At 68.6% G+C, this 23,296-nt stretch carries 20 protein-coding genes and 1 tRNA gene; 7 read left to right on the top strand and 14 right to left on the bottom strand.

The window, feature by feature from the left end:
* Positions 1 to 110: 110 nt before the first annotated feature.
* Complete coding sequence (uvrA, locus tag PXD02_RS05580; RefSeq protein ID WP_275105920.1) at positions 111 to 2,975, top strand: excinuclease ABC subunit UvrA; 2,865 nt, start codon at positions 111 to 113, stop codon at positions 2,973 to 2,975.
* A 4-nt stretch (positions 2,976 to 2,979) separates the two neighbouring features.
* Here the strand turns inward: uvrA and PXD02_RS05575 are convergent, their stop codons facing one another.
* Positions 2,980 to 3,354 carry a hypothetical protein gene (locus PXD02_RS05575; RefSeq protein WP_275105919.1) on the bottom strand — a complete coding sequence of 125 codons (375 nt, stop codon included), beginning with the start codon at positions 3,352 to 3,354 and terminating at the stop codon, positions 2,980 to 2,982.
* The gene (locus tag PXD02_RS05570) at positions 3,347 to 3,958 is read right to left on the bottom strand and encodes a DUF5671 domain-containing protein (protein WP_275105918.1); all 612 of its coding nucleotides are present in this window, start codon (positions 3,956 to 3,958) and stop codon (positions 3,347 to 3,349) included. Before PXD02_RS05570 ends, PXD02_RS05575 begins: the two co-directional genes overlap by 8 nt.
* A gap of 163 nt (positions 3,959 to 4,121) precedes the next feature.
* Between PXD02_RS05570 and PXD02_RS05565 the strand changes: the two genes are divergently transcribed.
* Positions 4,122 to 4,196, top strand: a tRNA-Gly gene (locus tag PXD02_RS05565).
* Between the two features lie 296 nt (positions 4,197 to 4,492).
* Positions 4,493 to 5,047, top strand: a complete 555-nt coding sequence (locus PXD02_RS05560; protein WP_275105917.1) for a TetR/AcrR family transcriptional regulator — start codon at positions 4,493 to 4,495, stop codon at positions 5,045 to 5,047.
* Here the strand turns inward: PXD02_RS05560 and PXD02_RS05555 are convergent.
* Complete coding sequence (locus PXD02_RS05555; protein WP_275105916.1) at positions 5,012 to 7,564, bottom strand: GcvT family protein; 2,553 nt, start codon at positions 7,562 to 7,564, stop codon at positions 5,012 to 5,014. The two genes, PXD02_RS05560 and PXD02_RS05555, sit on opposite strands and share 36 nt — an antisense overlap.
* Before the next feature lie 168 nt (positions 7,565 to 7,732).
* Between PXD02_RS05555 and panC the strand changes: the two genes are divergently transcribed.
* On the top strand, positions 7,733 to 8,584 hold the full coding sequence (gene panC, locus PXD02_RS05550) for a pantoate--beta-alanine ligase (protein ID WP_275105915.1): 852 nt from the start codon (positions 7,733 to 7,735) through the stop codon (positions 8,582 to 8,584).
* A gap of 3 nt (positions 8,585 to 8,587) precedes the next feature.
* Complete coding sequence (gene panB / locus PXD02_RS05545) at positions 8,588 to 9,397, top strand: 3-methyl-2-oxobutanoate hydroxymethyltransferase (RefSeq protein ID WP_275105914.1); 810 nt, start codon at positions 8,588 to 8,590, stop codon at positions 9,395 to 9,397.
* Positions 9,398 to 9,460: 63 nt separating this feature from the next.
* Here panB and PXD02_RS05540 read toward each other — a convergent pair whose 3' ends face one another.
* Positions 9,461 to 10,612: an MFS transporter gene (locus PXD02_RS05540; RefSeq protein ID WP_275105913.1), complete on the bottom strand. Its 1,152-nt coding sequence runs from the start codon at positions 10,610 to 10,612 to the stop codon at positions 9,461 to 9,463.
* Between the two features lie 72 nt (positions 10,613 to 10,684).
* Entirely contained in the window at positions 10,685 to 11,686 is a 1,002-nt protein-coding gene (locus PXD02_RS05535) for a 2-hydroxyacid dehydrogenase (protein WP_275105912.1), read from the bottom strand.
* 170 nt (positions 11,687 to 11,856) lie between these two features.
* Here PXD02_RS05535 and PXD02_RS05530 point away from each other — a divergent pair, with 170 nt between their 5' ends.
* The gene (locus PXD02_RS05530; RefSeq protein WP_275105911.1) at positions 11,857 to 12,423 is read left to right on the top strand and encodes an SH3 domain-containing protein; all 567 of its coding nucleotides are present in this window, start codon (positions 11,857 to 11,859) and stop codon (positions 12,421 to 12,423) included.
* Here PXD02_RS05530 and PXD02_RS05525 read toward each other — a convergent pair.
* The 8 genes from PXD02_RS05525 to PXD02_RS05490 form a co-directional block, all read right to left on the bottom strand.
* Positions 12,420 to 14,444, bottom strand: coding sequence for a M3 family metallopeptidase (locus tag PXD02_RS05525; protein WP_275105910.1), 2,025 nt, complete (start codon positions 14,442 to 14,444; stop codon positions 12,420 to 12,422). The two genes, PXD02_RS05530 and PXD02_RS05525, sit on opposite strands and share 4 nt — an antisense overlap.
* A 23-nt stretch (positions 14,445 to 14,467) precedes the next feature.
* On the bottom strand, positions 14,468 to 15,550 hold the full coding sequence (locus PXD02_RS05520; RefSeq protein ID WP_275105909.1) for a HesA/MoeB/ThiF family protein: 1,083 nt from the start codon (positions 15,548 to 15,550) through the stop codon (positions 14,468 to 14,470).
* 4 nt (positions 15,551 to 15,554) lie between these two features.
* A complete protein-coding gene (gene dut, locus PXD02_RS05515) occupies positions 15,555 to 16,010 on the bottom strand; it encodes a dUTP diphosphatase (RefSeq protein WP_275105908.1) in 456 nt (151 codons plus the stop codon).
* A 40-nt stretch (positions 16,011 to 16,050) separates the two neighbouring features.
* The gene (locus PXD02_RS05510; RefSeq protein WP_275105907.1) at positions 16,051 to 16,833 is read right to left on the bottom strand and encodes a crotonase/enoyl-CoA hydratase family protein; all 783 of its coding nucleotides are present in this window, start codon (positions 16,831 to 16,833) and stop codon (positions 16,051 to 16,053) included.
* Positions 16,826 to 17,689 (bottom strand): hydroxymethylglutaryl-CoA lyase, encoded by an 864-nt coding sequence (locus PXD02_RS05505; protein ID WP_275105906.1) that lies wholly within the window; start codon positions 17,687 to 17,689, stop codon positions 16,826 to 16,828. Before PXD02_RS05505 ends, PXD02_RS05510 begins: the two co-directional genes overlap by 8 nt.
* Entirely contained in the window at positions 17,682 to 18,413 is a 732-nt protein-coding gene (locus PXD02_RS05500; RefSeq protein ID WP_275105905.1) for a glutathione S-transferase family protein, read from the bottom strand. Before PXD02_RS05500 ends, PXD02_RS05505 begins: the two co-directional genes overlap by 8 nt.
* Positions 18,406 to 20,334, bottom strand: a complete 1,929-nt coding sequence (locus PXD02_RS05495) for an acetyl-CoA carboxylase biotin carboxylase subunit (RefSeq protein WP_275105904.1) — start codon at positions 20,332 to 20,334, stop codon at positions 18,406 to 18,408. Before PXD02_RS05495 ends, PXD02_RS05500 begins: the two co-directional genes overlap by 8 nt.
* 95 nt (positions 20,335 to 20,429) lie before the next feature.
* Positions 20,430 to 22,034 carry a carboxyl transferase domain-containing protein gene (locus PXD02_RS05490; protein WP_275105903.1) on the bottom strand — a complete coding sequence of 535 codons (1,605 nt, stop codon included), beginning with the start codon at positions 22,032 to 22,034 and terminating at the stop codon, positions 20,430 to 20,432.
* Positions 22,035 to 22,168: 134 nt separating this feature from the next.
* Here PXD02_RS05490 and PXD02_RS05485 point away from each other — a divergent pair, with 134 nt between their 5' ends.
* Positions 22,169 to 22,780 carry an OmpW/AlkL family protein gene (locus tag PXD02_RS05485; RefSeq protein ID WP_275105902.1) on the top strand — a complete coding sequence of 204 codons (612 nt, stop codon included), beginning with the start codon at positions 22,169 to 22,171 and terminating at the stop codon, positions 22,778 to 22,780.
* Between the two features lie 41 nt (positions 22,781 to 22,821).
* Here PXD02_RS05485 and PXD02_RS05480 read toward each other — a convergent pair whose 3' ends face one another.
* Positions 22,822 to 23,295 (bottom strand): lysozyme inhibitor LprI family protein, encoded by a 474-nt coding sequence (locus tag PXD02_RS05480; protein ID WP_275105901.1) that lies wholly within the window; start codon positions 23,293 to 23,295, stop codon positions 22,822 to 22,824.
* Position 23,296: the final 1 nt, after the last annotated feature.

Raw genomic sequence — 23,296 nt, 5'->3', positions numbered from 1 at the left:
GACCGCAACAAAAAGGTTACGCGGGGTCGTGTTCGCTTGATGTTCTTATTCTGCGGTTGCTTTTTGCGACGAGGTCACTATCTGATGCGCTTGGCTGACAGGGACGGTCCATGGAACAGAAGTTCATCGAAGTTCGCGGCGCGCGCGAGCATAACCTGAAGGGCGTGGACATGGACATCCCGCGCGACAAGCTGGTGGTGATCACCGGATTGTCGGGTTCGGGCAAGTCGTCCTTGGCCTTCGACACCATCTATGCCGAAGGGCAGCGCCGCTATGTCGAAAGCCTGTCGGCCTATGCGCGCCAGTTCCTGGACATGATGGGCAAGCCCGATGTGGACCATATCAGCGGATTGTCCCCCGCGATCAGCATCGAACAGAAGACCACCTCGAAGAACCCCCGGTCCACGGTGGGCACGGTCACGGAAATCTATGACTATCTGCGGCTGCTGTTCGCCCGCGCGGGCACGCCCTATTCCCCCGCAACCGGCCTGCCGATCGAGGCGCAGCAGGTGCAGGACATGGTCGACCGGATCATGGAGATGCCCGAGGGCACCCGCGCCTATCTGCTGGCCCCGATCATCCGCGACCGCAAGGGCGAATACAAGAAGGAATTCCTGGAGCTTCGCAAGCAGGGCTTCCAGCGCGTCAAGGTGAACGGCCAGTTCCATGATCTGGACGAGCCGCCCATCCTGGACAAGAAGTTCCGCCACGACATCGACGTGGTGGTGGACCGCATCGTCGTGCGCGAGGGGTTGGAGACGCGGCTGGCCGATTCGCTGCGCACCGCCCTGGATCTGGCGGACGGCATCGCCATCGTGGAAACCGCCGCCGCCGAGGGTGAGGGCGATCCCCAACGCACCACCTTCAGCGAGAATTTCGCCTGCCCGGTCAGCGGCTTCACCATCCCGGACATCGAGCCGCGCCTGTTCAGCTTCAACGCGCCCCTGGGCGCCTGCCCGGTCTGCGACGGGCTTGGGGCGGAACTGTTCTTCGACGAACGGCTGGTGGTGCCGGACGCCGCCCTGTCCGTGGACAAGGGCGCCATCGCCCCCTGGGCCAAGTCGAAATCGGCCTATCTGACCCAGACGATCAACGCGCTGGCCAGGCATTACGGCTTTGACAAGAAGACCCCCTGGAAGGATCTGCCCGCCGACGTGCAGCGCATGTTCCTGCACGGATCGGGGGCCGAGGAGATCGCCTTCCGCTTCGACGATGCCGGACGCGTCTATAACGTCACCCGCGTGTTCGAGGGCGTGATTCCCAACATGGAACGCCGCCTGCGCGAATCCGACAGCGCCTGGGTGCGCGAGGAGTTCGAGCGGTATCAGAACAACCGTCCCTGCGGCGCCTGCCACGGCTATCGCCTGAAGCCAGAGGCCCTGGCGGTGAAGATCGCCGGAAACCATATCGGCGAGGTGGTGGAACTGTCGATCCGCGAGGCCCTGGCCTGGATCGAGGCCGCGCCCAAGCACCTGTCCAGGCAGAAGAACGAAATCGCCGTGGCGATCTTCAAGGAAATCCGCGAACGGTTGGGTTTCCTGGTGAATGTGGGCCTGGACTATCTGACGCTGAGCCGGGCGGCGGGCACGCTGTCGGGCGGCGAAAGCCAGCGGATCCGCCTGGCCTCGCAGATCGGGTCCGGGCTGACGGGTGTTCTGTATGTGCTGGACGAACCCAGCATCGGCCTGCATCAGCGCGACAACGATCGGCTGCTGGACACGCTGAAGGGACTGCGCGACCAGGGCAATTCGGTGATCGTGGTCGAACATGACGAGGATGCGATCCGCCATGCGGACTATGTCTTCGACATGGGACCGGGCGCGGGCGTTCATGGCGGCACCGTGGTCAGCCAGGGCACGCCTGACCAGATCGCCGCCGATCCTGCCAGCCTGACCGGGCAATACCTGTCGGGCGCGCGCGGCATCGCGGTGCCGAACGAACGCCGCAAGGGCAACGGCAAGACGCTGACCGTGGTCAAGGCTACCGGCAACAACCTCAAGGAGGTGACGGCGGAATTCCCGCTGGGCAAGTTCGTCTGCGTGACCGGCGTGTCGGGCGGCGGCAAGTCCACGCTGACCATCGAGACGCTGTTCAAGACCGCAAGCCTGCGCCTGAACGGCGCCCGCCAGACCCCCGCCCCCTGCGAGACGATCAAGGGGCTGGAGCATCTGGACAAGGTGATCGACATCGACCAGCGGCCCATCGGCCGCACGCCGCGGTCGAACCCGGCCACCTATACCGGCGCCTATACCCCAATCCGCGACTGGTATGCGGGCCTGCCGGAATCCAAGGCGCGCGGATATAAGCCCGGCCGGTTCAGCTTCAACGTCAAGGGCGGCCGCTGCGAGGCCTGCCAGGGCGACGGCGTCATCAAGATCGAGATGCATTTCCTGCCCGATGTCTATGTCACCTGCGAGACCTGCAAGGGCAAGCGCTACAACCGCGAGACGCTGGAGGTCCAGTTCAAGGGCAAGTCCATCGCCGACGTGCTGGACATGACCATCGAGGAGGGGCAGGAGTTCTTCAAGGCCGTGCCCGCGATCCGCAACAAGATGGACGCGCTGATGCAGGTGGGCCTTGGTTACGTGAAGGTCGGCCAGCAGGCCACCACCCTGTCGGGCGGCGAGGCGCAGCGAGTCAAGCTGGCCAAGGAACTGGCCCGCCAGTCCACCGGAAAGACCCTGTATATCCTGGACGAACCCACCACCGGCCTGCATTTCGAGGATGTGCGCAAGCTGCTGGAGGTGCTGCACCATCTGGTCGATGAGGGCAACACGGTCGTGGTGATCGAACACAATCTGGATGTCATCAAGACCGCCGACTGGATCATCGACATCGGTCCCGAAGGCGGCGACGGCGGCGGGCGCATCGTCGCCACCGGCACGCCCGAGGACGTGGCCAAGGTCGCCGAAAGCCATACCGGCCGCTATCTGGCGCCGATGCTGGCGCAGGCGCGGGTGCGGGCCGCGGAATGACGGTCTAGCGAAGCTCTATCCGCCACACTCTGCATCCGGCCTCGTCGCGCAGGGACATTTCCACCGGCAGTTCGAAGCCTGCACAAAGGCGGATGCTGTCCGGGGCCACAAGCTCGACCCGATAGGGTGCGGCGGTAAAGGGATCGGCCAGGCGGGGGGTCATCGGGCAAGCCTCGGTCGGGGTCGGATCGATCACGACATGCCCCGCCTGTTGCGCCTTGCAGTCGAGCAGCGACTGGATCTGGGCCAGGTCGTTGTCCCGCGTCTGGTCGCGCCTTTCTGCCCGGCCCTGTCCAGGCCCACCGGTGGCGACCAGCCCCGCCGCCAACACCGTCACGCCAAGCACCGTCAACCCCTGGACCGCCCACCGCCTAGCCATCCAGATCCTCGCGGTAACAGGCGGCGACCAGCAGCCCGGTCAGCGCGACCAAGGCCAGCTTGGCCGCAAGGCGCGGCGTCAGATCGCCCGACAGGAACGCATGGACGGCCGCCACCACGTCCCCCAGCAACACCAGGGCAGCCGCCAGCACCGTGATCGAGGCGAAGATCCGGCGCGCCTGCGACCGGCGCCGGGGATCAGAGCCGATGTCGCGGCGCGCCATCCGCGCGTCCAGCACCACGAACAGCGGCAGAAAGGCGATGAGAGCGGCGATGGAAAACCGCATCGACCCGCTGTCGCGCAGCCCCCTGTCCACCAGATCGGGAAAAACTCGGTCTATGACCTGAAACCCCAGCCCCAGGACATGATAGCAGACCAGCACCAGGGCGATCATCAGCAGCGCGTAAAGCATGGCCTCGCGCGCCGAGACATATGGCCGCGGGCGCGGCACCGGAGGCAGGTCGCCGCCCGGATCCCAGGCGGACAGGGCCTGGTCGATCTCAGGCCCGGTCCAGCCCGCCTGGCCAAGCGCCGCGCGGATTCGCGCCGCGTCATGGCCGGCCGCCATCGCATCGCGCACGAAATCCGAAAGATGATCGACCATCGCCACCTTGCGCACACCCTTTTCCGGGCAGGTTCATGCGCTTTGCCCCAAGCTGTCAACGGCCCGGAAAATTTCGCCGGGTTTGACGATTTTCCTCTTGCACCCCCCGCCGCAGTCCCATAAATCACCGCTCACCGAAGGCGATACACCCTCGGGAACGGATGCGGGCGTAGCTCAGGGGTAGAGCATAACCTTGCCAAGGTTAGGGTCGTGAGTTCGAATCTCATCGCCCGCTCCAAACAAAAAAGCCGGACCTTGGGGTTCGGCTTTTGTTTTTGCTGGATAAAAAAATTCGCCTTTTGGTTGCAGAATCTGCAAGGTGGGCTATGATCCTTCAAAAAAGGCTCTGGCCCCATCACCAATGACTCAAAAAACGAACAATAACAGGCCAGAGCTTAGGCGGGCGACCCGGAAACCCCTGACACAAGCGCGAAAATTACGGCTGACTCATTCCTGAGCGTGCCGTTAACCATCCGGGTCGCGCCACTTTTCGTCGATTATCTTTACACTGTCAAGTTGAGTAACGGAGATGGGATGGCCCCACGCCCTGACCTGCCCCCGCTGTTGATTCAGGTCGGTCTGGACATTCTGGACGAGGACGGGTCCGAGGGGCTGACCCTGCGGCGAATAGCCGCACGGGCGGGGGTGTCCCATGCCGCTCCGGCGCATCATTTCGGCGGGCTGCCGGGGCTGAAGGTTGCAATCGCGACCTGTGGATTCCGGTCCTTCCTGGACCACCTGAATGCCGCGCGCGACGGCATGTCCGACAGCGACCCGTTTCAGCGCCTGCTGGCGGTGAACCTGGCCTATATCCAGTTCGCGTCCTCGCGCAGGGGGCTGTTCCGGCTGATGTTCGACCAGTTGCCCGCCCAGGATCCCGAATTGAGCAAGATCGCGCTTGGCAGCTATGCCGTGCTGAAGCAGCTGTGCGCGCCCTTTGTGGAAGGGCGCCCCGCCGCGGCCCTGGAGACCGCCGTCTGGGGGCTGACCCATGGTTATGCGGCACTGAACCTGGATCAACGCCGCCCGCCGAATTCCCCTTTGGACATCTCGTCATACGAAGCCGCGCTGCGCCTGCTGATCGGCTGACCGGCGGGCGCCACGCGCGCGATTTCGGCCGTCCATGCGGATCCGGGCGTTTTGCGGATCATAGGGACTGTCCTCGGCCACTTCGGCGTCCCACAACTCGCGGAACATGCGGACCTTCAGCCTGGTGCCCGGCCGGGCGAGGTCGGGGCGGACATAGCCCATGCCGATCTGCTTGCCGAAGGCCACCGAATAGCCGCCCGAGGTCAGGCGACCGACAGTCCGGCCGTCCAGGAACATCCCCTCGCGCCCCCAGGGATCGGCGTCCTGCGGCCCGTCGATCAGCAGCGTGACGCAGAGGGACCGAATGCCCTTGTCCTGCATCGCCGCCTTGCCCCGGAAATCCTTGGACAGATCCACGAAACGATCCAGCCCGGCCTCAAGCGGCGTGGCGTCCCGGCCCAGTTCGGTCCCAAAGGCACGATAGGATTTTTCCTGCCGCAGCCAGTTCTGCGCCCGGCTGCCCACCAGCTTCAGGCCCAGCGGCTCGCCCGCCTCGACCAGCCTGTCGAAGAGGTGATTCTGCATCTCGATCGGGTGGTGCAGCTCCCAGCCAAGCTCGCCGGTATAGGCCACGCGGATGGCATTGACCGGCACCATGCCCAGCTCGATCTGTTTCGCTGACAGCCAGGGGAAGCGCTTATTCGACAGCGCGGTGTCCGGCTGCGCATCGCGGATCAGACCCGCCAGAATGTCGCGGGACGCGGGCCCCGCCAGGGCAAAGACGCCCCATTGCGTCGTCACATCCTGGATGGCGACGTATTCGCCGCCCGCCGCCATGAAATCCTCGGCCGATTTCACCAGGTGGTCGCCGTCATAGGCCGCCCAGGCCCCGGCAGAGACCAGGTAGTAGTCGTTCTCGGCCAGCCGGACGATGGTGTATTCGGTCCGCGTGGTTCCCGCATCGGTCAGCGCATAGGTCAGGTTGATGCGCCCGACCTTGGGCAGCCTGTTGGTCGTCAGCCAGTCGAGGAAGGCCGTCGCGCCCGGCCCCTTGACCATGTGCTTGGCGAAGGCCGTCGCGTCGATCAGCCCCGCCGCGTTGCGGATCGCCTCGGCCTCGGCCTTGGCATAGCGCCACCAGCCGCCGCGCCGGAAACTGCGCGAGGCGTGATCGTCGAAGCCCTCGGGGCCGTAATAGTTCGGGCGTTCCCAGCCGTTCACATGGCCGAACTGCGCGCCGCGCGCCTTCTGCCGGTCATAGGCGGGCGCGGTGCGCAGCGGGCGGCAGGCTTCGCGTTCCTCGTCGGGGTGGTGCAGGATGAAGACATGCTCATACGCCTCTTCGTTCTTGCGGGCGGCGTATTCGGTGGTCATCCAGCCGCCGTAGCGGCGCGGATCCAACGAGGCCATGTCGATCTCGGCCTCGCCGTCCACCATCATCTGCGTCAGGTAATGGCCGACGCCGCCCGCCGCCGTGATGCCGAACGAAAAGCCCTCGGCCAGCCACATATTGCGCAGGCCGGGCGCCGGGCCGACCAGCGGGTTGCCGTCGGGCGTATAGCAGATCGGGCCGTTGAAATCGTCCTTCAGGCCCACGGTTTCGGAGGTGGGGATGCGGTGGATGAAGGACATGTATTCCCCTTCGATCCGCTCCAGATCCAGCGCGAACAGATCGGCGCGGAAGCTGTCGGGCACGTCAAAGAGGAACCGCGCCGGGGCATTCCGTTCATAGGGCCCGAGGATCCAGCCGCCGCGTTCCTCTCGGACATACCATTTGGCGTCGGCATCGCGCAGGACCGGATGCTCGGGGTTGCCCTCGGCCCGCCATTTGACCAAAGCCGGGTCCGGTTCGGTGACGATATACTGATGCTCGACCGGGATCGCGGGGATCTTGATGCCCAGCAGCCGCGCGGTGCGTTGCGCGTGGTTGCCGGTGGCGGTCACGACATGCTCGGCCCGGATCTCGACGGTCTCGCCCGACCCGACCAGGTTGCCGCCCTTCTCGACCAGCTTCTCGCAGGAAACGATCCATTCGGACCCGGTCCACTTATAACCGTTGACCTGGATCTTGCGCTCGATGGTGGCCCCGGCCATGCGCGCGCCCTTGGCCATGGCCTGGGTCACGTCGGCGGGGTTGATATAGCCGTCGGTCGGATGGAACAGCGCGCCCTTCAGATCCTCGGTCCGCACCAGCGGCCAGCGGTCCCTAATCTGCCGGGGCGTCAGGAATTCGTGTTCGATCCCGACCGTCTCGGCGGTGGCGGAATACAGCATGTATTCGTCCATCCGCTCCTGCGTCTGCGCCATCCGCAGGTTGCCGCAGCGCGTGAAGCCCGCGTTCAGGCCGGTCCGGGCTTCCAGTTCGGCATAGAGCTTGACCGAATAGTCGTGGATATGGGTCGCGGCAAAGTTCATGTTGAACAGCGGCAGCAGCCCCGCCGCGTGCCAGGTGGATCCGGCGGTCAGTTCGTCCCGCTCGACCAGCAGGGTTTCCCATCCGGCGCGGGCCAGATGCAGGGCGATGCCGCAGCCGACCGCGCCGCCCCCGACGACAAGAACCTTCACATGCGACTTCATCCGCGCGACTCCCTGGGCCTGTTGTTGCCCCGTTACTGCCACGGCCCGCGCCAAACGGTTCGATAGGCCCGACCTATAAGGGCGAAAAGCGACATGCTGCGACGCAGCACTTGTGCGAATCTGCAACGGTCCCTTAGGGTGCGCGCCACTGGGGGGATGGGGGACCGGATGCAGATATGCCGCGACAGGCAGGCGATGCGCGATTGGCGGCAGGGCCAGGGCCGCGTGGCCCTGGTGCCCACGATGGGCGCGCTGCATGACGGGCATCTGGCCCTGGTCGCGGCGGCGCGCGCCTGGCTGGACGCGCAGGGCGGCGGCCGGGTCGTGACCTCGATCTTCGTCAATCCCACCCAGTTCGGCCCGAACGAGGATCTGGCGGTCTATCCGAGGGACGAGGAAAACGACTTGGCGCTGCTGCGTCAGGCGGGTTGCGACGCGGTGTTCCTGCCGACCGTCGCCGAGATCTATCGCCCCGGCGCACAGACCGTGGTCGAGGTCAGGGATCTCTCGCGGATGCTGATGGGCCGGTTGCGCCCCGGCCATTTCCGGGGCGTGGCGACGGTGGTGACGAAGCTGTTCAACATCGTCCGCCCGGATGCGGCGGCCTTCGGCGAAAAGGACTATCAGCAGCTTGCCGTGATCCGCCGGATGGTCGCGGATCTGGACATGCCGGTCCGGATCCTGCCCGTGCCCACGGTGCGCGAAGCCGATGGCCTTGCCATGTCGTCGCGCAACCGCCGCCTGTCGCCCGGGCAGCGCGCCGCCGCCCCGGTGCTGGCCCGCGCCCTGGACGGGGCCGAACGCATGGTGGCCCAGGGCGCGGGCCTGTCGGCCATTAGGGCCGAGATCCGCCGCATGATCCGCGCCGAACCCCTGGCCGAAATCCGCTCCATCGACATCCGCGATGCCCACGACCTGTCGCGCATCGCCACCATCCAAGCCCCCGTGGCGATCCTGCTGGCCGTCCGTTTCGGCGACGTGCTGCTGATCGACCAGCGGGTCGCGCATCCGAAAGGCTGAACGATGTCCGCCCAAGCCCCCGTCAAGCGCGTCACCGCCCCGCAGATCCTTGCCCGCAAGGGCGGCACCCCCATCGTCGCGCTGACCGCCTATACCGCGCCGCTGGCGGCGAAGGTCGATCCCCATGCCGACATCATCCTGGTCGGCGACAGTCTGGGCATGGTGGTCCACGGCCTGCCCTCGACCATCGGCGTGACGATCGAGATGATGATCCTGCACGGCCAGGCGGTCATGCGCGGCAGCCAACGCGCCATGGTGGTGATCGACATGCCCTTCGGCAGCTACGAGGAAGGCCCCCGGCAGGCCTTCCGCAACGCCGCCCGGATCCTGGGGGAAACCGGCTGCGGCGCGGTCAAGCTGGAAGGCGGCAGCCGCATGGCGCCGACGATCCGCTTCCTGGCCGAGCGCGGCATCCCGGTGATGGGCCATGTCGGGCTGACGCCGCAGCAGACGCATACCTTCGGCGGCTTCAAGACCCAGGGCCGCGACACCGACAGCTGGGCGCGCCATATCCAGGACGCGGCCGACGTGGCCGAGGCCGGGGCCTTCGCCATCGTCGTCGAAGGCGTGGTCGAGGATCTGGCCGACCGCATCACCGAGGCAGTGGCCGCACCCACCATCGGCATCGGCGCCTCGGTCCGCTGCGACGGGCAGATCCTGGTGCTGGACGACATGCTGGGCCTGACCGGCCGGGTGCCGCGCTTCGTCCACAGGTTCGCGGATCTGGGCGCGCAGGCGGACCGGGCCATCGCCGATTATGCGGCGGCCGTCCGGGACCGCAGCTTTCCGGGGGACGGCAACGTCTATCGCTGACGGACCCGGATCAGGACGGTGCGGCAGGCGGACCGGTGTCCGCCGCGCGGCGGCCTTCTTTCCCTAGCCCTCGAAATCCGCCCTGCGCGCCAGTCGCGACAGGGCCAATGGCACCAGCAGCAGCAGCGACAGGCCCAGATAGATCAGCGAAAAGCTGGTCCGCTCGGCCAGGAAACCGATGGTTCCCGGCGCCAGCAGGATCCCGGAATAGCCCATGGTCGTGACCACCGACAGGCCCACGCCCTGCGCCAGCCCCGGCAGGTTGCCCGCCGCCGAAAAGGCGATCGGCACCATGTTGGCGATGCCGATCCCCGCCAGGCCGAAGCCGATCAGCGCCACCGGGGGCGATCCGGCCAGGGCCGCCAGGGCCAGCCCCGCCATGGCGATCAGCGTGCTGGCCTGCAACGTCCTGACCGCGCCATGCCGCCGCCGGATGCCGTCCCCCAGAAAGCGCATCACCGCCATGGTTCCCGCGCAGGCGGCGAAGCCCCAGCCCGCCAAGGCCAGCGAGGCGCCCATTTCCCGTTGCAGGTAAACCGCCGCCCAATCCAGGATCGCGCCCTCGGGGATCATCGAGGCAAGCGCCATCACCCCGATCAGATAGGGCAGCGGCGTGCGCGGCAGACGCAGCGGCTGATGCGCCTGCCCTGCCGCCGGGCTGTCGCGCAGCAGCCGGGGAAAGGCCAGGGCCAGGATCGCGGCGACGATTCCGGTCACCGCGACCGCATGGGCCAATTCGCCCATCGCCTGGATGCCCAGGCCGCCCGCCCCCGCCCCGGCAAGGCCGCCCAGCGACCAGAAGCCGTGGCAGGACGACATGATCGCGCGGCGCCCCGCCCGCTCCACCGCCACGGCATTGGCGTTCATCGCCACGTCCATGGCGCCGATCAGCCCGCCGAAGACCAGCACCGCCGCCGCCACCGCCCATACCGTCGGCGCAAGCGAGATCCAGATCAGGCTGGGCGCGAACAGCACCGCCGCCAGCCTGACCGCCCAGGCCGACCCGCGCCGCGCCACCAGGGCGCCGAAGACCGGCATCAGGCAGATCGACCCGACCCCCAGCGACAGGACCAGCAGCCCCGCCACCGATTCGCCGATTCCCAGCCGCGCCATCATCGCGGGTAGCTTCGGCGCCCAGCTTCCGACCACCAGGCCATTCGCAAGGAACAGCGCGGATACCGCCCGGCGTGCCCCGGCCCCGACAGCAGTCGTCATCACGATCCCATCTTCTGCGCGAAAATATCGCCGGGGAATCCCCGGCACGGGGAGGGGGCAGCGCCCCCATCCCTACAGCATCGACGGCACGACCAGATCCGGGGGCCGGTGGCCGTCGGCGAAGGTCTTGATGTTGATGATGACCTTTTCGCCCATCTCGGCCCGGCCCTCGACCGTGGCCGATCCCATATGCGGCAGCAGCACCACGTTGGGCAGTTCGCGCAGGCGGGGGTTGATCTCGTGCCCGTGCTCGAACACGTCCAGCCCCGCCCCGGCGATTTCCCTGGCGCGCAGCATCCGGGTCAGCGCGTTCTCGTCGATCACCTCGCCGCGAGAGGTGTTCACCACCACGGCCGAGGGTTTCAGCAGCTTCAGCCGCCGCGCGTTCAGCAGGTGGAAGGTCGACGGCGTATGCGGCGCGTTCACGCTGATGATGTCCATCCGCGCCAGCATCTGATCCAGGCTTTCCCAATAGGTCGCCTGCAATTCCTCCTCGATCTCGGGGCGCAGGCGGCGGCGGTTGTGGTAATGGACCTGCATCCCGAAGACATTGGCCCGCCGCGCGACCGCCTGACCGATCCGGCCCATGCCCAGGATCCCCAGGCGGCGCCCGCCGACGCGGCCGCCCAGATGCGCGGTCGGCGCCCATCCGGCCCAGCGGCCCGCCTGCATTTCCGCCATGCCTTCCGGGATGCGCCGCGTGACGCCCAGGATCAGCGCCATCACCATGTCCGCGGTATCCTCGGTCACGACGCCGGGGGTGTTGCTGACCAGGATGCCGCGCTGCCGGGCGGACTGCACGTCGATGTGATCGACGCCCGCGCCGTAATTGGCGATCAGCTTCAGCCGCTCTCCGGCCTGGGCCAGCATGTTGGCGTCGATATGGTCGGTGACGGTCGGCACCAGCACATCCGCCCCGCGCATCGCCGCCGACAGGTCGTCGCGCGACATTCTGGCGTCATCCTCGCGCAGCACCACGTCGAACAGCTCCTTCATGCGCGTCTCGACCGCCTCGGGCAGGTGGCGCGTCACCACGACGCGCAGTTTCTGGCGCGAGGGTTGCGGGCTGTGCATGATGGCCTCACTTTCTCGATGTCATGTCGGGGCGGCCTTTCAAACCGGCGCCGCTTTTGGCAAACTGCCCGCGATATGGGGCAGGCACAAGACCCCATCGGGGACGCCGCGCGGCCCCGGCAATGGGCAGAAAGGGCCGCTGCAAGGCGGTCGGCGGGAACGGACGGAACATGCGGATACGGACGCTATTGTGTGGCGGGGCGGCGATCGTGGCGGCATCGGTGGGTCTGGCGCTGGCCCAGTCGCAGGCCGTGCCGCAATCGGCGGATGCGCGGATCCTCCGCGTCCAGGACGAAGGCGGCGGGGTGACGCGCGGCCCGGTCACGAACCTGCCCGTCCCCCGCTATGTCAGCCTGAAGGGGTCCGAGGGCAATGCCCGGCGCGGTCCCAGCCTGTCGCACCGCATCGACTGGGTGTTCCGCCATGCCGGGATGCCGCTGCGGGTCGTCGCCGAGTTCGGCCACTGGCGCCGGGTCGAGGACAAGGACGGCGCGGGCGGCTGGATCCATTATGCGCTGCTGTCGGGCGTGCGCACCGCGCTTGTGACGCAGGACATGGTGGAACTGCGCAGCCGCCCCAACCCGGACGCCGACATCGTCGCGCGCGCGGAAATGGGCGCCATCGTCCGGCTGGGCGAATGCAACCCCGGCTGGTGCCGCATTTCCGGCGGCGGGCAGCGGGGCTGGGTGCCCAAGACCTCGATCTGGGGCGTGGACCCGGACGAGGTGCGGGACTAGGCCAGCCCGCGTCCGCGCAGCAGGGCGTCCACCCCCGGCATCCGCTGGCGGAAGGCCAGCCACAGTTGATCCGCCGGGGCCGAGCCGCCGCGCGACAGGATCGTCTCCTCCAGCCGCCGCGCGGTCGCCGGGTCGAAGATGTCGCCGGTTTCCTGGAAGGCGGCGAAGGCGTCGGCGTCCATCACCTCGGACCACATATAGCTGTAATATCCGCTGGCATAGCTGTCGCCGCTGAAGACATGGCTGAAATGCGGCGTGGCGTGGCGCATCGGGATCGCGGCGGGCGCGTCCAGATCCGCCAGAACCCGGCCCTGGGCGGCCAGCGGATCGGCGGGCGGATCGCCCCGGTGGAAGGCCAGGTCGACAAGCGCGCTTTCCAGATATTCGGTCGTGGAAAAGCCGGCATCCGCCTTGCCCGCCGCCAGCAGCCGGTCGCGCAGATCGGCGGGCAGCGGTTCCCCGGTCCGGTAATGCCGCGCATGGGCGTCCAGCACGGCGGGCTGTTCCAGCCAGTGTTCGTAAAGCTGGCTGGGCAGTTCGACGAAATCCTGCGCGACCGACGTGCCCGAGATCGACGGCCAGGTCACGTCCGACAGGATATGATGCGTGGCATGGCCGAATTCGTGGAACAGCGTGCGCGCGTCGTCCCAGGACAGGAAGGCGGGCGCGCCGGGCTGTTCCGGCGGGGTGAAGTTGCAGACATTGACCACGATGGGCCGCTGGCCCGCGCCGATCTTGTGCTGGACTTGCAGCGACGAACACCACGCCCCCGACCGTTTCGAGGGTCGGGCGAAGTAATCGCCCACGAAGATCGCCATCAGCCTGCCGTCGCGGGTGATCCGCCAGGCGCGGGCGTCGGGCGACCAGAGCGGCGCCTCGACGGGCTGGAACTCCAGCCGAAACAGGCGGTGCGCGACATCCATCATCGCCCCCAGCATCGCCTCCAGCGTCAGATAGGGCTTGATCTGGTCGGCGTCGAAATCGTGATCCTGCCGCCGCAGCCGTTCGGCGTAATGCCGCCAGTCCCAGGGTTCCAGGGCGCCGTTCACGCCGTCGTCGCGCAGCATGGCGGTCAGCCGGGCCTCGTCCGCCGCCGCGCGGGCGCGAGCGGGCTCCCAGACCTGGCTCAGCAATTCGGCCACGCGGTCGGCGCTGCCCGCCATTTCGGGTTCCAGCTTGTAGGCGGCGAAATCGGCATATCCCAGCAGCCGGGCGCGTTCGTGGCGCAGCGCCAGGATCTCGGCCACCAGGGGCAGCGTGTCGGTCGCAGACCCGCCCGCCCCCTGCCCCGACCCGCGCGCGGTCCAGGCCCGGAACGCCACCTCGCGCAGCGCCCGGTCGCCGGCATGTTCCAGGAAGGGCACGATCAGAGAGCGGTTCAGCGTCACGATCTGCCCGTTCATCCCGCGCGCCCCGGCCGCCGCGCGCATGGATCCGATCAGCCAGTCGGGCAGGCCCGCCAGCCGGTCGTCGGGGACCGGCAACACATAGTCGCGTTCGTCGGCCAGCACGTTCTGGGAAAACCGCGTGGTCAGCACCGCCATGCGGGCGCGGATCTCGGCCATGCGGTCGCGCGCGGCACCTTCCAGCCCCGCGCCGGACCGGGTCAGGCCGCGCAGGGCCAGCTCGGTGATGCGCCGGTCCTCGGGCGGCAGTTGGTCGGCCGTCGCCGCCACCGCCTTGACGCGGGCATAAAGGCGCGGATCCATCCCGGTCTTGCTGTTATAGGCGGCAAGGCGCGGGGCGAAGTCGCGTTGCAGCGCCTCTCTCGCCGGGTTCGAATCGACATTCGCCAGCGTGTAGAAGATCGAGAGCACGCGGTTGAGCCCGTCCTCGGCCACCTCCATCGCGGCGACGGTATTGGCAAAGCCGGGCGGTTCGGGATTGGCGGCGATCGCCTCCATCGCGGCTTCGGCGGCGGCCAGTTCACGGTCGAAGGCGGGGGCGAAATCGCCGTCCGCGATCAGGTCGAAACGCGGCAGCCCCTCGGGGCCGGTCCAGCGGGTCAGTTCGGGGTTCATGGCGCCTCCTTGGTCGACACAACCTAAGGGGCGGCGGCGCCGCGTTCCAGAGCCGATCCGCAGACCGGGCAATCCGCGCGCCGCGCCGTGCCGATCATCCGGCTTTCGCCGTAAAGCCCGTCGAAGATCAGCATCCGCCCGCGCAAGCCCTGCCCGGCGCCGGTCAGGTGCTTGATCGCCTCCATCGCCATCAGGCTGCCGACGACGCCCGGCAGGGGGCCGATCACCCCCGCCTCGGCGCAGGGCGGGGCGAGGCCCGGCGCGGGCGCGGTGGGGAACAGGCAGGCCAGGCACGGGCCGCCGCGCGCCGGGTCGTACATCGTCACCTGCCCTTCCCATTGCGCGATGGCCCCGGCGATCAGCGGCACGCGGGCGGCGACGCAAGCGCGGTTGATCGCATCGCGCGCGGCAAAGCTGTCGGTGCCGTCCAGGACCAGATCGTGCCCGGCGACCAGATCCGCATCCTCGGCCGTGATCCGGCGCGGCAGGGGTGTCGCCTGCACATGCGGGTTCAGGGCGCGCATCGCGGCCGTGGCGGCCTGTGCCTTGCCCTGCCCCAGCTGGTCGCTGCGAAAGATCACCTGGCGTTGCAGATTGGACAGGCCAACCGTGTCGTCATCGGCCACCGTGATCCGCCCCACGCCCGCCGCCGCGAGATACAGGCAGACCGGCGCCCCCAGCCCCCCCGCGCCCACCACCAGCACCCGCGCGTCGCGCAGGCGCATCTGGCCCGGCCCGCCGATCTCTCGCAGCACCAGATGGCGGGCATAGCGGTCCAGTTCGGCATCGCTGACCGCAGATGGCGTGGGGACAGGCGGCGTGGGCGCAGATGGCGTGAGGGCAGGTGGTGGTGGCGCGGGTCGGTCAACCGGCAGCGCGCGCGACCGCAGCCAGCCCAGCCCCGCGCGATAGGCCAGGATCAGCGCTGCCAGCCCGCCCGCGACCAGCCAGCCGCGCGCCGATCCGCCGAACAGGCCGATCCCGGCCAGATGCGACAGCACGATCCCAGCCCAGACCAGCGCCAGCGCCGCCAGCAGCCAGCGGCGCGGCAGGCCGAAGACCCAGCCCCCTGCGGCAATCGCCGCCAGCAGCCAGACCCCCGTCACCCGATCACGCCCCGGTCGAGCCGAAGCCGCCCGCCGCCCGCGCCGTTTCCCGGCTGAATCCGTCCACGACCGTGAAGGCGGGCCGCAGGACCGGGACGAAGATCATCTGCGCGATCCTCTCGCCCGGCCGGACGGTGATCGGCGGCGAACCTGCGGGATTGCGGTTCCAGGTGCTGATGAGGATTTCGCCGGTATAATCGGGGTCGATCAGCCCGGTCGAATTGCCCAGCACCAGCCCCCGCCTGTGCCCCTGCCCCGACCGGGGAAGGATCAGCCCGGCAAAGGAGAAATCGCCGAAAGACAGCGCGATCCCGGCGCTGATCAGCACGGCGGGCGCCTGCGGCGCGATGTCCAGCGGGGCGTCGACGCAGGCGAACAGATCCACCGCCGCCGATCCCGCCGTCTGGTAATCGGGGATCCCCCATTCGCGAATCCGCGGATCCAGTATCCTGACTTCCATGACGCCCCCTTTCTTCCGGGTCCGCCATAGCGGAAGCGGGTCAGACCTGCCAGCGCGGCTTGCGCTTGTCGAAGAAGGCCGCGATGCCGTCCGGGGCCTCGTCGCCTTCCCAGACGGCGACCAGCCGGTCGATGCTGTCCTCGATCACGGCGGCGTCGATGCGCGGGCCAAGGGCGCGACATTGCGCCTTGGCCGCAGCCACCGCGCCGGGGGCGGCCAGCAGGAAGGGCGCGACCTCGGCCTCCACCGCCGCGTCCAGATCGCCGGGGGCGACCGCGCGGGCGGCAAGGTTCAGCGCCACCGCCTCGTCCGCGCCGAACAGCCGGGCCGAGAAGAACACCCGCCGCGCCTTGTCCTCGCCCATCCGAGCCAGGACATAGGGGCCGATGGTGGCGGGGATCAGGCCCAGCTTCACCTCGGTCAGCCCGAAGCGCGCTGTGTCGGCCGCGATGGCGATGTCGGCCACCGCCATCATGCCGACGCCGCCGCCGAAGGCATTGCCGTGGACGCGGGCGATCAGCGGCTTCGGCAGCAGGTTCAGCGCCGACAGCATCCCGGCGAGGGTCCGCGCGCCCGCCCGCCGGGTCTCGGCATCGGCCTCCATCTGCGCGCGCATCCAGGCCAGATCGCCGCCCGCGCAGAAGCTCGCGCCCTCACCCGCCAGCACCACCACCCGCACCGCAGGGTCGGCACCAAGCTGCGCCGCCGCTTCGGTCAGCTCCTCCATCATCGCTTGCGACAAGGCGTTGTGCTTGTCGGGCCGGGCCAGCCACAGGGTCGCCACGCCGCGCGGGTCAATGTCGATGCGGATCGTCTCAGGCATGGTCCGCCCCCCTCAAGCTGCGCGCAAAGGCGGCGGCTTGGTCGATCACCGCCATGTCCAGCCCATGCGCATATCCCCGCGCCGCCAGATGCGCCGCGACCTTTTCCGTGGCGACATTGCCCGCCGCGCCCGGCGCATAGGGGCAGCCGCCCAGCCCGCCCACGGCGGCGTCGAAGACCCGCAGGCCCCGCGCCATGCTGGCGTCGATATTCCGCAAGGCCCGGCCCGCCGTGTCGTGGTAATGCCCCGCAAGGCGATCGGCGGGCAGTTCGTCCAGCACGGCGGCCAGCATGGCGTCGATCGTCTCGGGCCGTCCCTGCCCGATCGTGTCGCCCAGGCTGATCTCATAGCAGCCCATGTCGCGCAACGCGGCGGCCACGCCGGCGACGCTGGCGGGCGGGGTCGGCCCGTCGAAGGGGCAGTCCGTCACCACGCTGACATAGCCGCGCACCGGAATGCCGTCGGCCCGCGCCGCCGCCGCGACCGGGGCCAGCCGTTCCAGACTTTCGGCGATGGTGGCGTTCAGGTTGGCGCGGCTGAAGCCTTCGGACGCGCTGGCGAAGATCGCCACCTCGCCGGCGCGCGCGGCCTTCGCGCCCTCATAGCCCTTGATGTTCGGCGTCAGCACCGCATAGCGGACGCCCGGCGCGCGGGTGATGCCCGCCATGACCTGCGCGGCGTCGGCCATCTGCGGCACCCATTTCGGGCTGACGAAGCTGGTGACCTCGATCCGCCGGAAACCCGCCTCCGACAGCAGATCGACCAGGGCGATCTTGTCCGCCGCCGGGATCAGGCGTTTTTCGTTCTGCAAGCCGTCGCGCGGCCCCATTTCGAAGATTTCGACGGTGTCAGGCATCGGGAAGCTCATAGAAATCACGTTCGTAAAGCTGCGGCTCGTCTTCCTGCGGCAGCGCGCGGCGGAAGGCGGGGCGCGCGGTGCAGCGGTCGGCATAGGCTTGCAGCGCGGGCGACAGGCGGACAAAGCGGCCCGCCGTCCAGACCGACCAGCCGACGGCGCAATCCACGCCCGAGAATCCCTGCCCCATCAGCCAGTCCTGGCCCTCGACCGCCTGTTCCACCAGCCGCAGCGCGCGCGCCAGCCGCGCGGTCTCCAGTTTCATCACGGTCAGGGATCGGGTCGCCGGATCGCGCAGCATCAGGTGGCTTTGCGTCAGGTTGGCGATGTGCTGGCCGATGGTTTCGGCAAAATGCAGCCAGTCGAGCCAGCCCAGCCGCCCCTCGGCCCCCGGCGCGCGCCACAGCTGCGGACCGCGCGTTTCGCACAGGTATTCGACCATGGCGCCGGATTCGTGGATCACGTTGCCGTCGATCTGCAAGGCGGGGGCGCGACCCACCGGATGGATGGCGGCATATTCGGCGGCGCGCATGTCCTTGCCGCGCAGATCCATCACGCGCAGGGTGAAGGGCAGTTCAAGTTCATTGAGCAGCCACAGGATGCGCATCGACCGCGACAGGGGGACGTGCCAGAGGATGATCTCGCCCTTGTCGTCCTTGACCGGACCGCCTTGCACAGGCGGCGGCGCCTCGGTGGGGATGGGTTCGGGCGGTCTGTCAGGCATCCTCGTCCTCCAGCCGGATCAGGGGGGCGCCGGCCTCGACCTGATCGCCCGCGCTTGCCAGAACCTCGGCCACCACGCCGTCGCGGGCGGCGGTCAGGCTGTGTTCCATCTTCATCGCCTCCAGCACCGCCAGCCGGTCGCCCGCCTTGACCGACTGGCCCGCCGCGACATGGACCGATTTCACCAAGCCCGGCATGGGCGAGAGGGTCAGCGCCGCCCCTGCCCCGGCATCCGCCTGCCGGTCCAGGGGATCCAGCGGCAGCAGATGCAGGCTGCCCGCGCCGAAAACGCTGACGCCGCTGTCATGGGCGGTGACGCGGTGGCGGCACAGGCTGCCGTCGACCCACCAGCGGTCGCCCTGCCAACGCACCTCATGCGGCCGGCCGTCCAGCGTGACGCGCGCCGCGCCGGGGCCGAGCACCTCCAGCACGGCCTCTCCGTCCTGCCATGCGATGGTGCGGCGCAGGGGCTGCCACAGGGTCGTGCCCCCCCTGACCTGCGGGTCGGCCAAGCCCGCCAGGCCGATGACGGCCAGGGCGCGGGCGGCAGGCTGGGGTTCGGAGGCCGCCACAAGCGCATCCAGATCGCGGCCGATCAGGCCCGTATCGACGTCACCCGCGCGGAACCCGTCATGGCGCGTCAAGGCGATCAGGAAATCCAGGTTCGTCACCGATCCCGCGACTTCGGTATCCGCCAGGGCCGCTTCCAGGGCGCGGAGCGCGATGGCGCGGGTCGGACCCCAGGTCACGAGTTTGGCGATCATCGGGTCATACCAGGGGCTGATCGTGTCGCCCTGCCGGACGCCGGTCTCGATCCGCGCGCCATCGGGGAAACGCAGATGCGCCAGACGGCCGGTGGCGGGCAGGAAGCCCGCGGGCACATCCTCGGCATACAGGCGCGCCTCGAAGGCGTGGCCGTCGATCGACAGGTCTTCCTGACGCGCGGGCAGCGGCTCGCCCGAGGCGACGCGCAACTGCCATTCGACCAGATCGATGCCGGTGATCGCCTCGGTCACGGGATGTTCGACTTGCAGGCGGGTGTTCATCTCCATGAACCAGAAGCCGTCGGGGCGCAGGCCCCCGCTGCCGTCCACGATGAATTCGATGGTGCCCGCGCCGCTGTAACCGATGGCCTCGGCCGCGCGGACGGCGGCCCCGCCCATCGCGGCGCGCATTTCCGGGGTCATGCCGGGGGCGGGGGCTTCCTCGATCACCTTCTGGTGGCGGCGTTGCAGCGAACAGTCGCGTTCGAACAGGTGAACCGCGCGGGTGCCGTCGCCGAAGACCTGAACCTCGATATGGCGGGGGCGCTGGATGTATTTCTCGATCAGCACGGCGGGGTTGCCGAAGGCGGTCGCGGCCTCGCCCTGCGCCGATTGCAGGGCGGCGGCGAAGTCCTGCGGGCGTTCCACCAGCCGCATCCCCTTGCCGCCGCCGCCCGCCACGGCCTTGATCAGCACCGGATAGCCGACTTGGCCCGCCTGCGCCTTTAGATGCGCGGGATCCTGGTTTTCGCCGTGATAGCCGGGGACGACCGGCACGCCTGCCTTGGCCATCAGCGCCTTGGCGGCGTCCTTCAGCCCCATGGCGCGGATCGCCTGGGCCGAGGGACCGATGAAGACCAGCCCCGCCGCCGTCACCGCATCGACGAAATCGGGGTTTTCCGACAGGAAGCCATAGCCCGGATGGATCGCCTGCGCGCCGGTATCCAGCGCCGCCTGAATGATCGCATCGCCGCGCAGATAGCTGTCCTTGGGCGCGGGCCCGCCGATATGGACCGCCTCGTCGGCCATGGCCACATGGCGGGCGGCGCGGTCGGCGTCGGAAAAGACCGCCACCGTGCGCACCCCCAGCCTGCGGGCGGTGTCGATGACGCGGCAGGCGATCTCGCCCCGGTTGGCGATCAGGATTTTCTGGAACATGGCGGCACCTGGATGGGGCGGGCCAAGCCGGGGGCTTCGCGCCCCCGGACCCCCGCGGGATATTTGGACCAAGGCAAAAGAGGCATGTCCGCGCCCTACATTCGGAACAGGCCGAAGCGCGTCGGCTTAATGGGGGCGTTCAGGCTGGCGCGCAGGGACAGGGCCAGCACCTCGCGGGTCTTGCGGGGGTCGATGATGCCGTCGTCCCAGAGCCGCGCCGAGGCGTAGAGCGGGTGGGACTGGCGGTCGAACATCTCGATGGTGGGGCGCTTGAATTCGGCCTCGTCCTCGGCCGTCCAGGTGCCGCCGGCGCGTTCGATGCCGTCGCGTCGCACGGTCGCCAGCACCCCCGCCGCCTGTTCGCCGCCCATCACGCTGATGCGCGAGTTGGGCCAGGTCCAGAGGAAGCGCGGCGAATAGGCGCGGCCCGCCATGCCGTAATTGCCCGCGCCGAAGCTGCCGCCGACCAGCATGGTGATCTTCGGGACATTCGTGGTCGCCACCGCCGTCACCATCTTGGCGCCGTGCCGGGCGATGCCTTCGTTTTCGTATTTGCGCCCGACCATGAAGCCGGTGATGTTTTGCAGGAACACCAGCGGGATGGACCGCTGCGAACACAGTTCGATGAAATGCGCGCCCTTCTGCGCGGCCTCGGAAAACAGCACGCCGTTATTGGCGACGATGCCGACCGGGCAGCCCTCGACATGGGCGAAGCCCGTGACCAGCGTTTCGCCGAAGCGGGCCTTGAATTCGTCGAAGCGCGAGCCGTCCACCACGCGGGCGATCACCTCGCGGATGTCATAGGGGGTGCGCAGGTCGGCGGGGACGACGCCCAGGATCTCCTCGGGGTCATGGGCCGGGGGTTCGGGCGTTTGCCAGGCCACCGTGTCGGGCATCCGGCGGTTCAGGTTGGCGATGGCGCGGCGGGCCATGGCCAGGGCATGGGCGTCATCCTCGGCCAGGTAATCGGCCACGCCGGACAGGCGGGTGTGAACGTCGCCGCCGCCCAGATCCTCGGCGGTCACGACCTCTCCGGTCGCGGCCTTCACCAGCGGCGGACCGGCCAGGAAGATGGTTCCCTGGTCGCGCACGATGATCGTCACGTCGGACATGGCCGGGACATAGGCGCCGCCCGCCGTGCAGGAACCCATCACCACGGCGATCTGCGGGATGCCCTTGGCGCTCATCTGCGCCTGGTTGTAGAAGATGCGGCCGAAATGGTCGCGGTCGGGAAAGACCTCGTCCTGGTTGGGCAGGTTGGCGCCGCCCGAATCGACCAGATAGACGCAGGGCAGATGGCATTCCTGGGCGATCTCCTGCGCGCGCAGGTGCTTTTTCACCGATAGCGGGTAATAGGTGCCGCCCTTCACGGTGGCGTCGTTGGCGACGACCATCACGTCCTGGCCGTGGACCCGGCCCACGCCCGCGATCACCCCCGCGCCGGGCGCCGCGTCCTCGTACAGGCCATGCGCGGCGGTGGCGCCGATTTCGAGAAACGGGCTGCCGGGATCCAGCAGGTTCGCCACCCGTTCGCGCGGGGGCATCTTGCCGCGGCTGGTATGGCGCTCCATCGCGCGGGGGCCGCCCCCGGCGGCTGCGGCCAGCGCCGCCTGCCGCGCGACCTCGATCAGCGCCAGATGGGCCTGACGATTGGCGCGAAAGCTGTCCGATGTGGTCAGGGCGGAGGATGTCAGCTTCATGGGCAGGCTTTCCCGACAGGGGCGCGGCGCTTTGCCGCAGCCGAGCTTTTGTTCACAGTGATTTGATCCAGATCATGTTTTCGGCGCCACACCGGATCCATGCCGCGACCTGTAACCTTTGAAGGAGTCGTGTGATGAAAACCCTGTGTCTTGCCGTTGCAGCCGCGTTGGCTGTCCTGTCCCCGGCGGCTGCGCAACAGGCGGGCGACCTGACCGTCGGTCTGGGCATCCATAATGTGAACCCCAAGTCCGACAACGGCTCGCTGGCGGGGGGCACCGTTCCGGTCAGCATCGGCGACGGCACGCGTCCGACGATCACGGCGGAATATTTCTTCCGCGACAATATCGGGGTCGAGCTGCTGGCGGCGCTGCCCTTCAAGCACTCGATCGATTCGAATGGCGCGCGGATCGGCACCGTGAAGCACCTGCCCCCGGTCGTCTCGCTGCAATACCATTTCGACGCCACGCCGCAGTTGAAGCCCTTTGTCGGAATCGGCGTGAACTTCACCGGCTTCTATGACGCCGAGGCCGAGGGGCCGCTGGCCGGATCCGACCTGCGCGTCAAGAACAGTTGGGGCCTGGCCGCGCATCTGGGTGCGGATTACTGGATCAACGACCGCTCGGCCCTGCGCGCGGACCTTCGCTGGATCGACATCGACGCCGATGTGACGCTGGACGGCGCCGATATCGGCACGGTCGAGGTCGACCCGGTGGTCGCGGGCGTCAGCTATGTGATGAAGTTCTGACAGCCGGAAAGGGCGCCCGTCCCCGGATTCGCGGCGCGCCCTTACCATTCCCGCATGTCCCGCAATTCGAATGTGCGGCGTGCCGTCGCCGTCATCCGGCAGCCCGTCCCCGCGATGGAGCGCATGGAGCCGCCGCCATAGCGGTCATACTGAAAATCGCATTCCGCGTCGCGCCAGGCGATCCAGGCCCGCTGCGCCTTGAGCAGGCTGTCCGAGGCGGTCTGGTCATCCTTGAAGACGCCACGGACCTGGTTCCATTCCTCGTTCAGCAGCCGGTCCCAGGCATCGTGTTCAGCCGACAGGCATCCGCCGATCCCGATGGTGCCGCTGCCTCCCGGCGCCTCCTGGCACTGGTTCGCGGCCGCGCCGATGCAATCGGGGTCGATCCGGCCGCGCGGCGTATCGGCAAAGCAGGCCTCGACCACGCCGGGCGGCAGGGTCGGCTCTGCCTGGGCCGGGGCGGGCGCCGGCAGCGCGGTCGCCGCGAGGATCGATGCAAGCGTTGCGATGCGCATT

The organism is Paracoccus sp. S3-43 (assembly GCF_029027965.1).
Classification (GTDB): domain Bacteria; phylum Pseudomonadota; class Alphaproteobacteria; order Rhodobacterales; family Rhodobacteraceae; genus Paracoccus.
The sequence above is the reverse complement of the archived record's forward strand: the minus strand, read 5'-3'. Positions and strand labels throughout refer to the sequence as shown.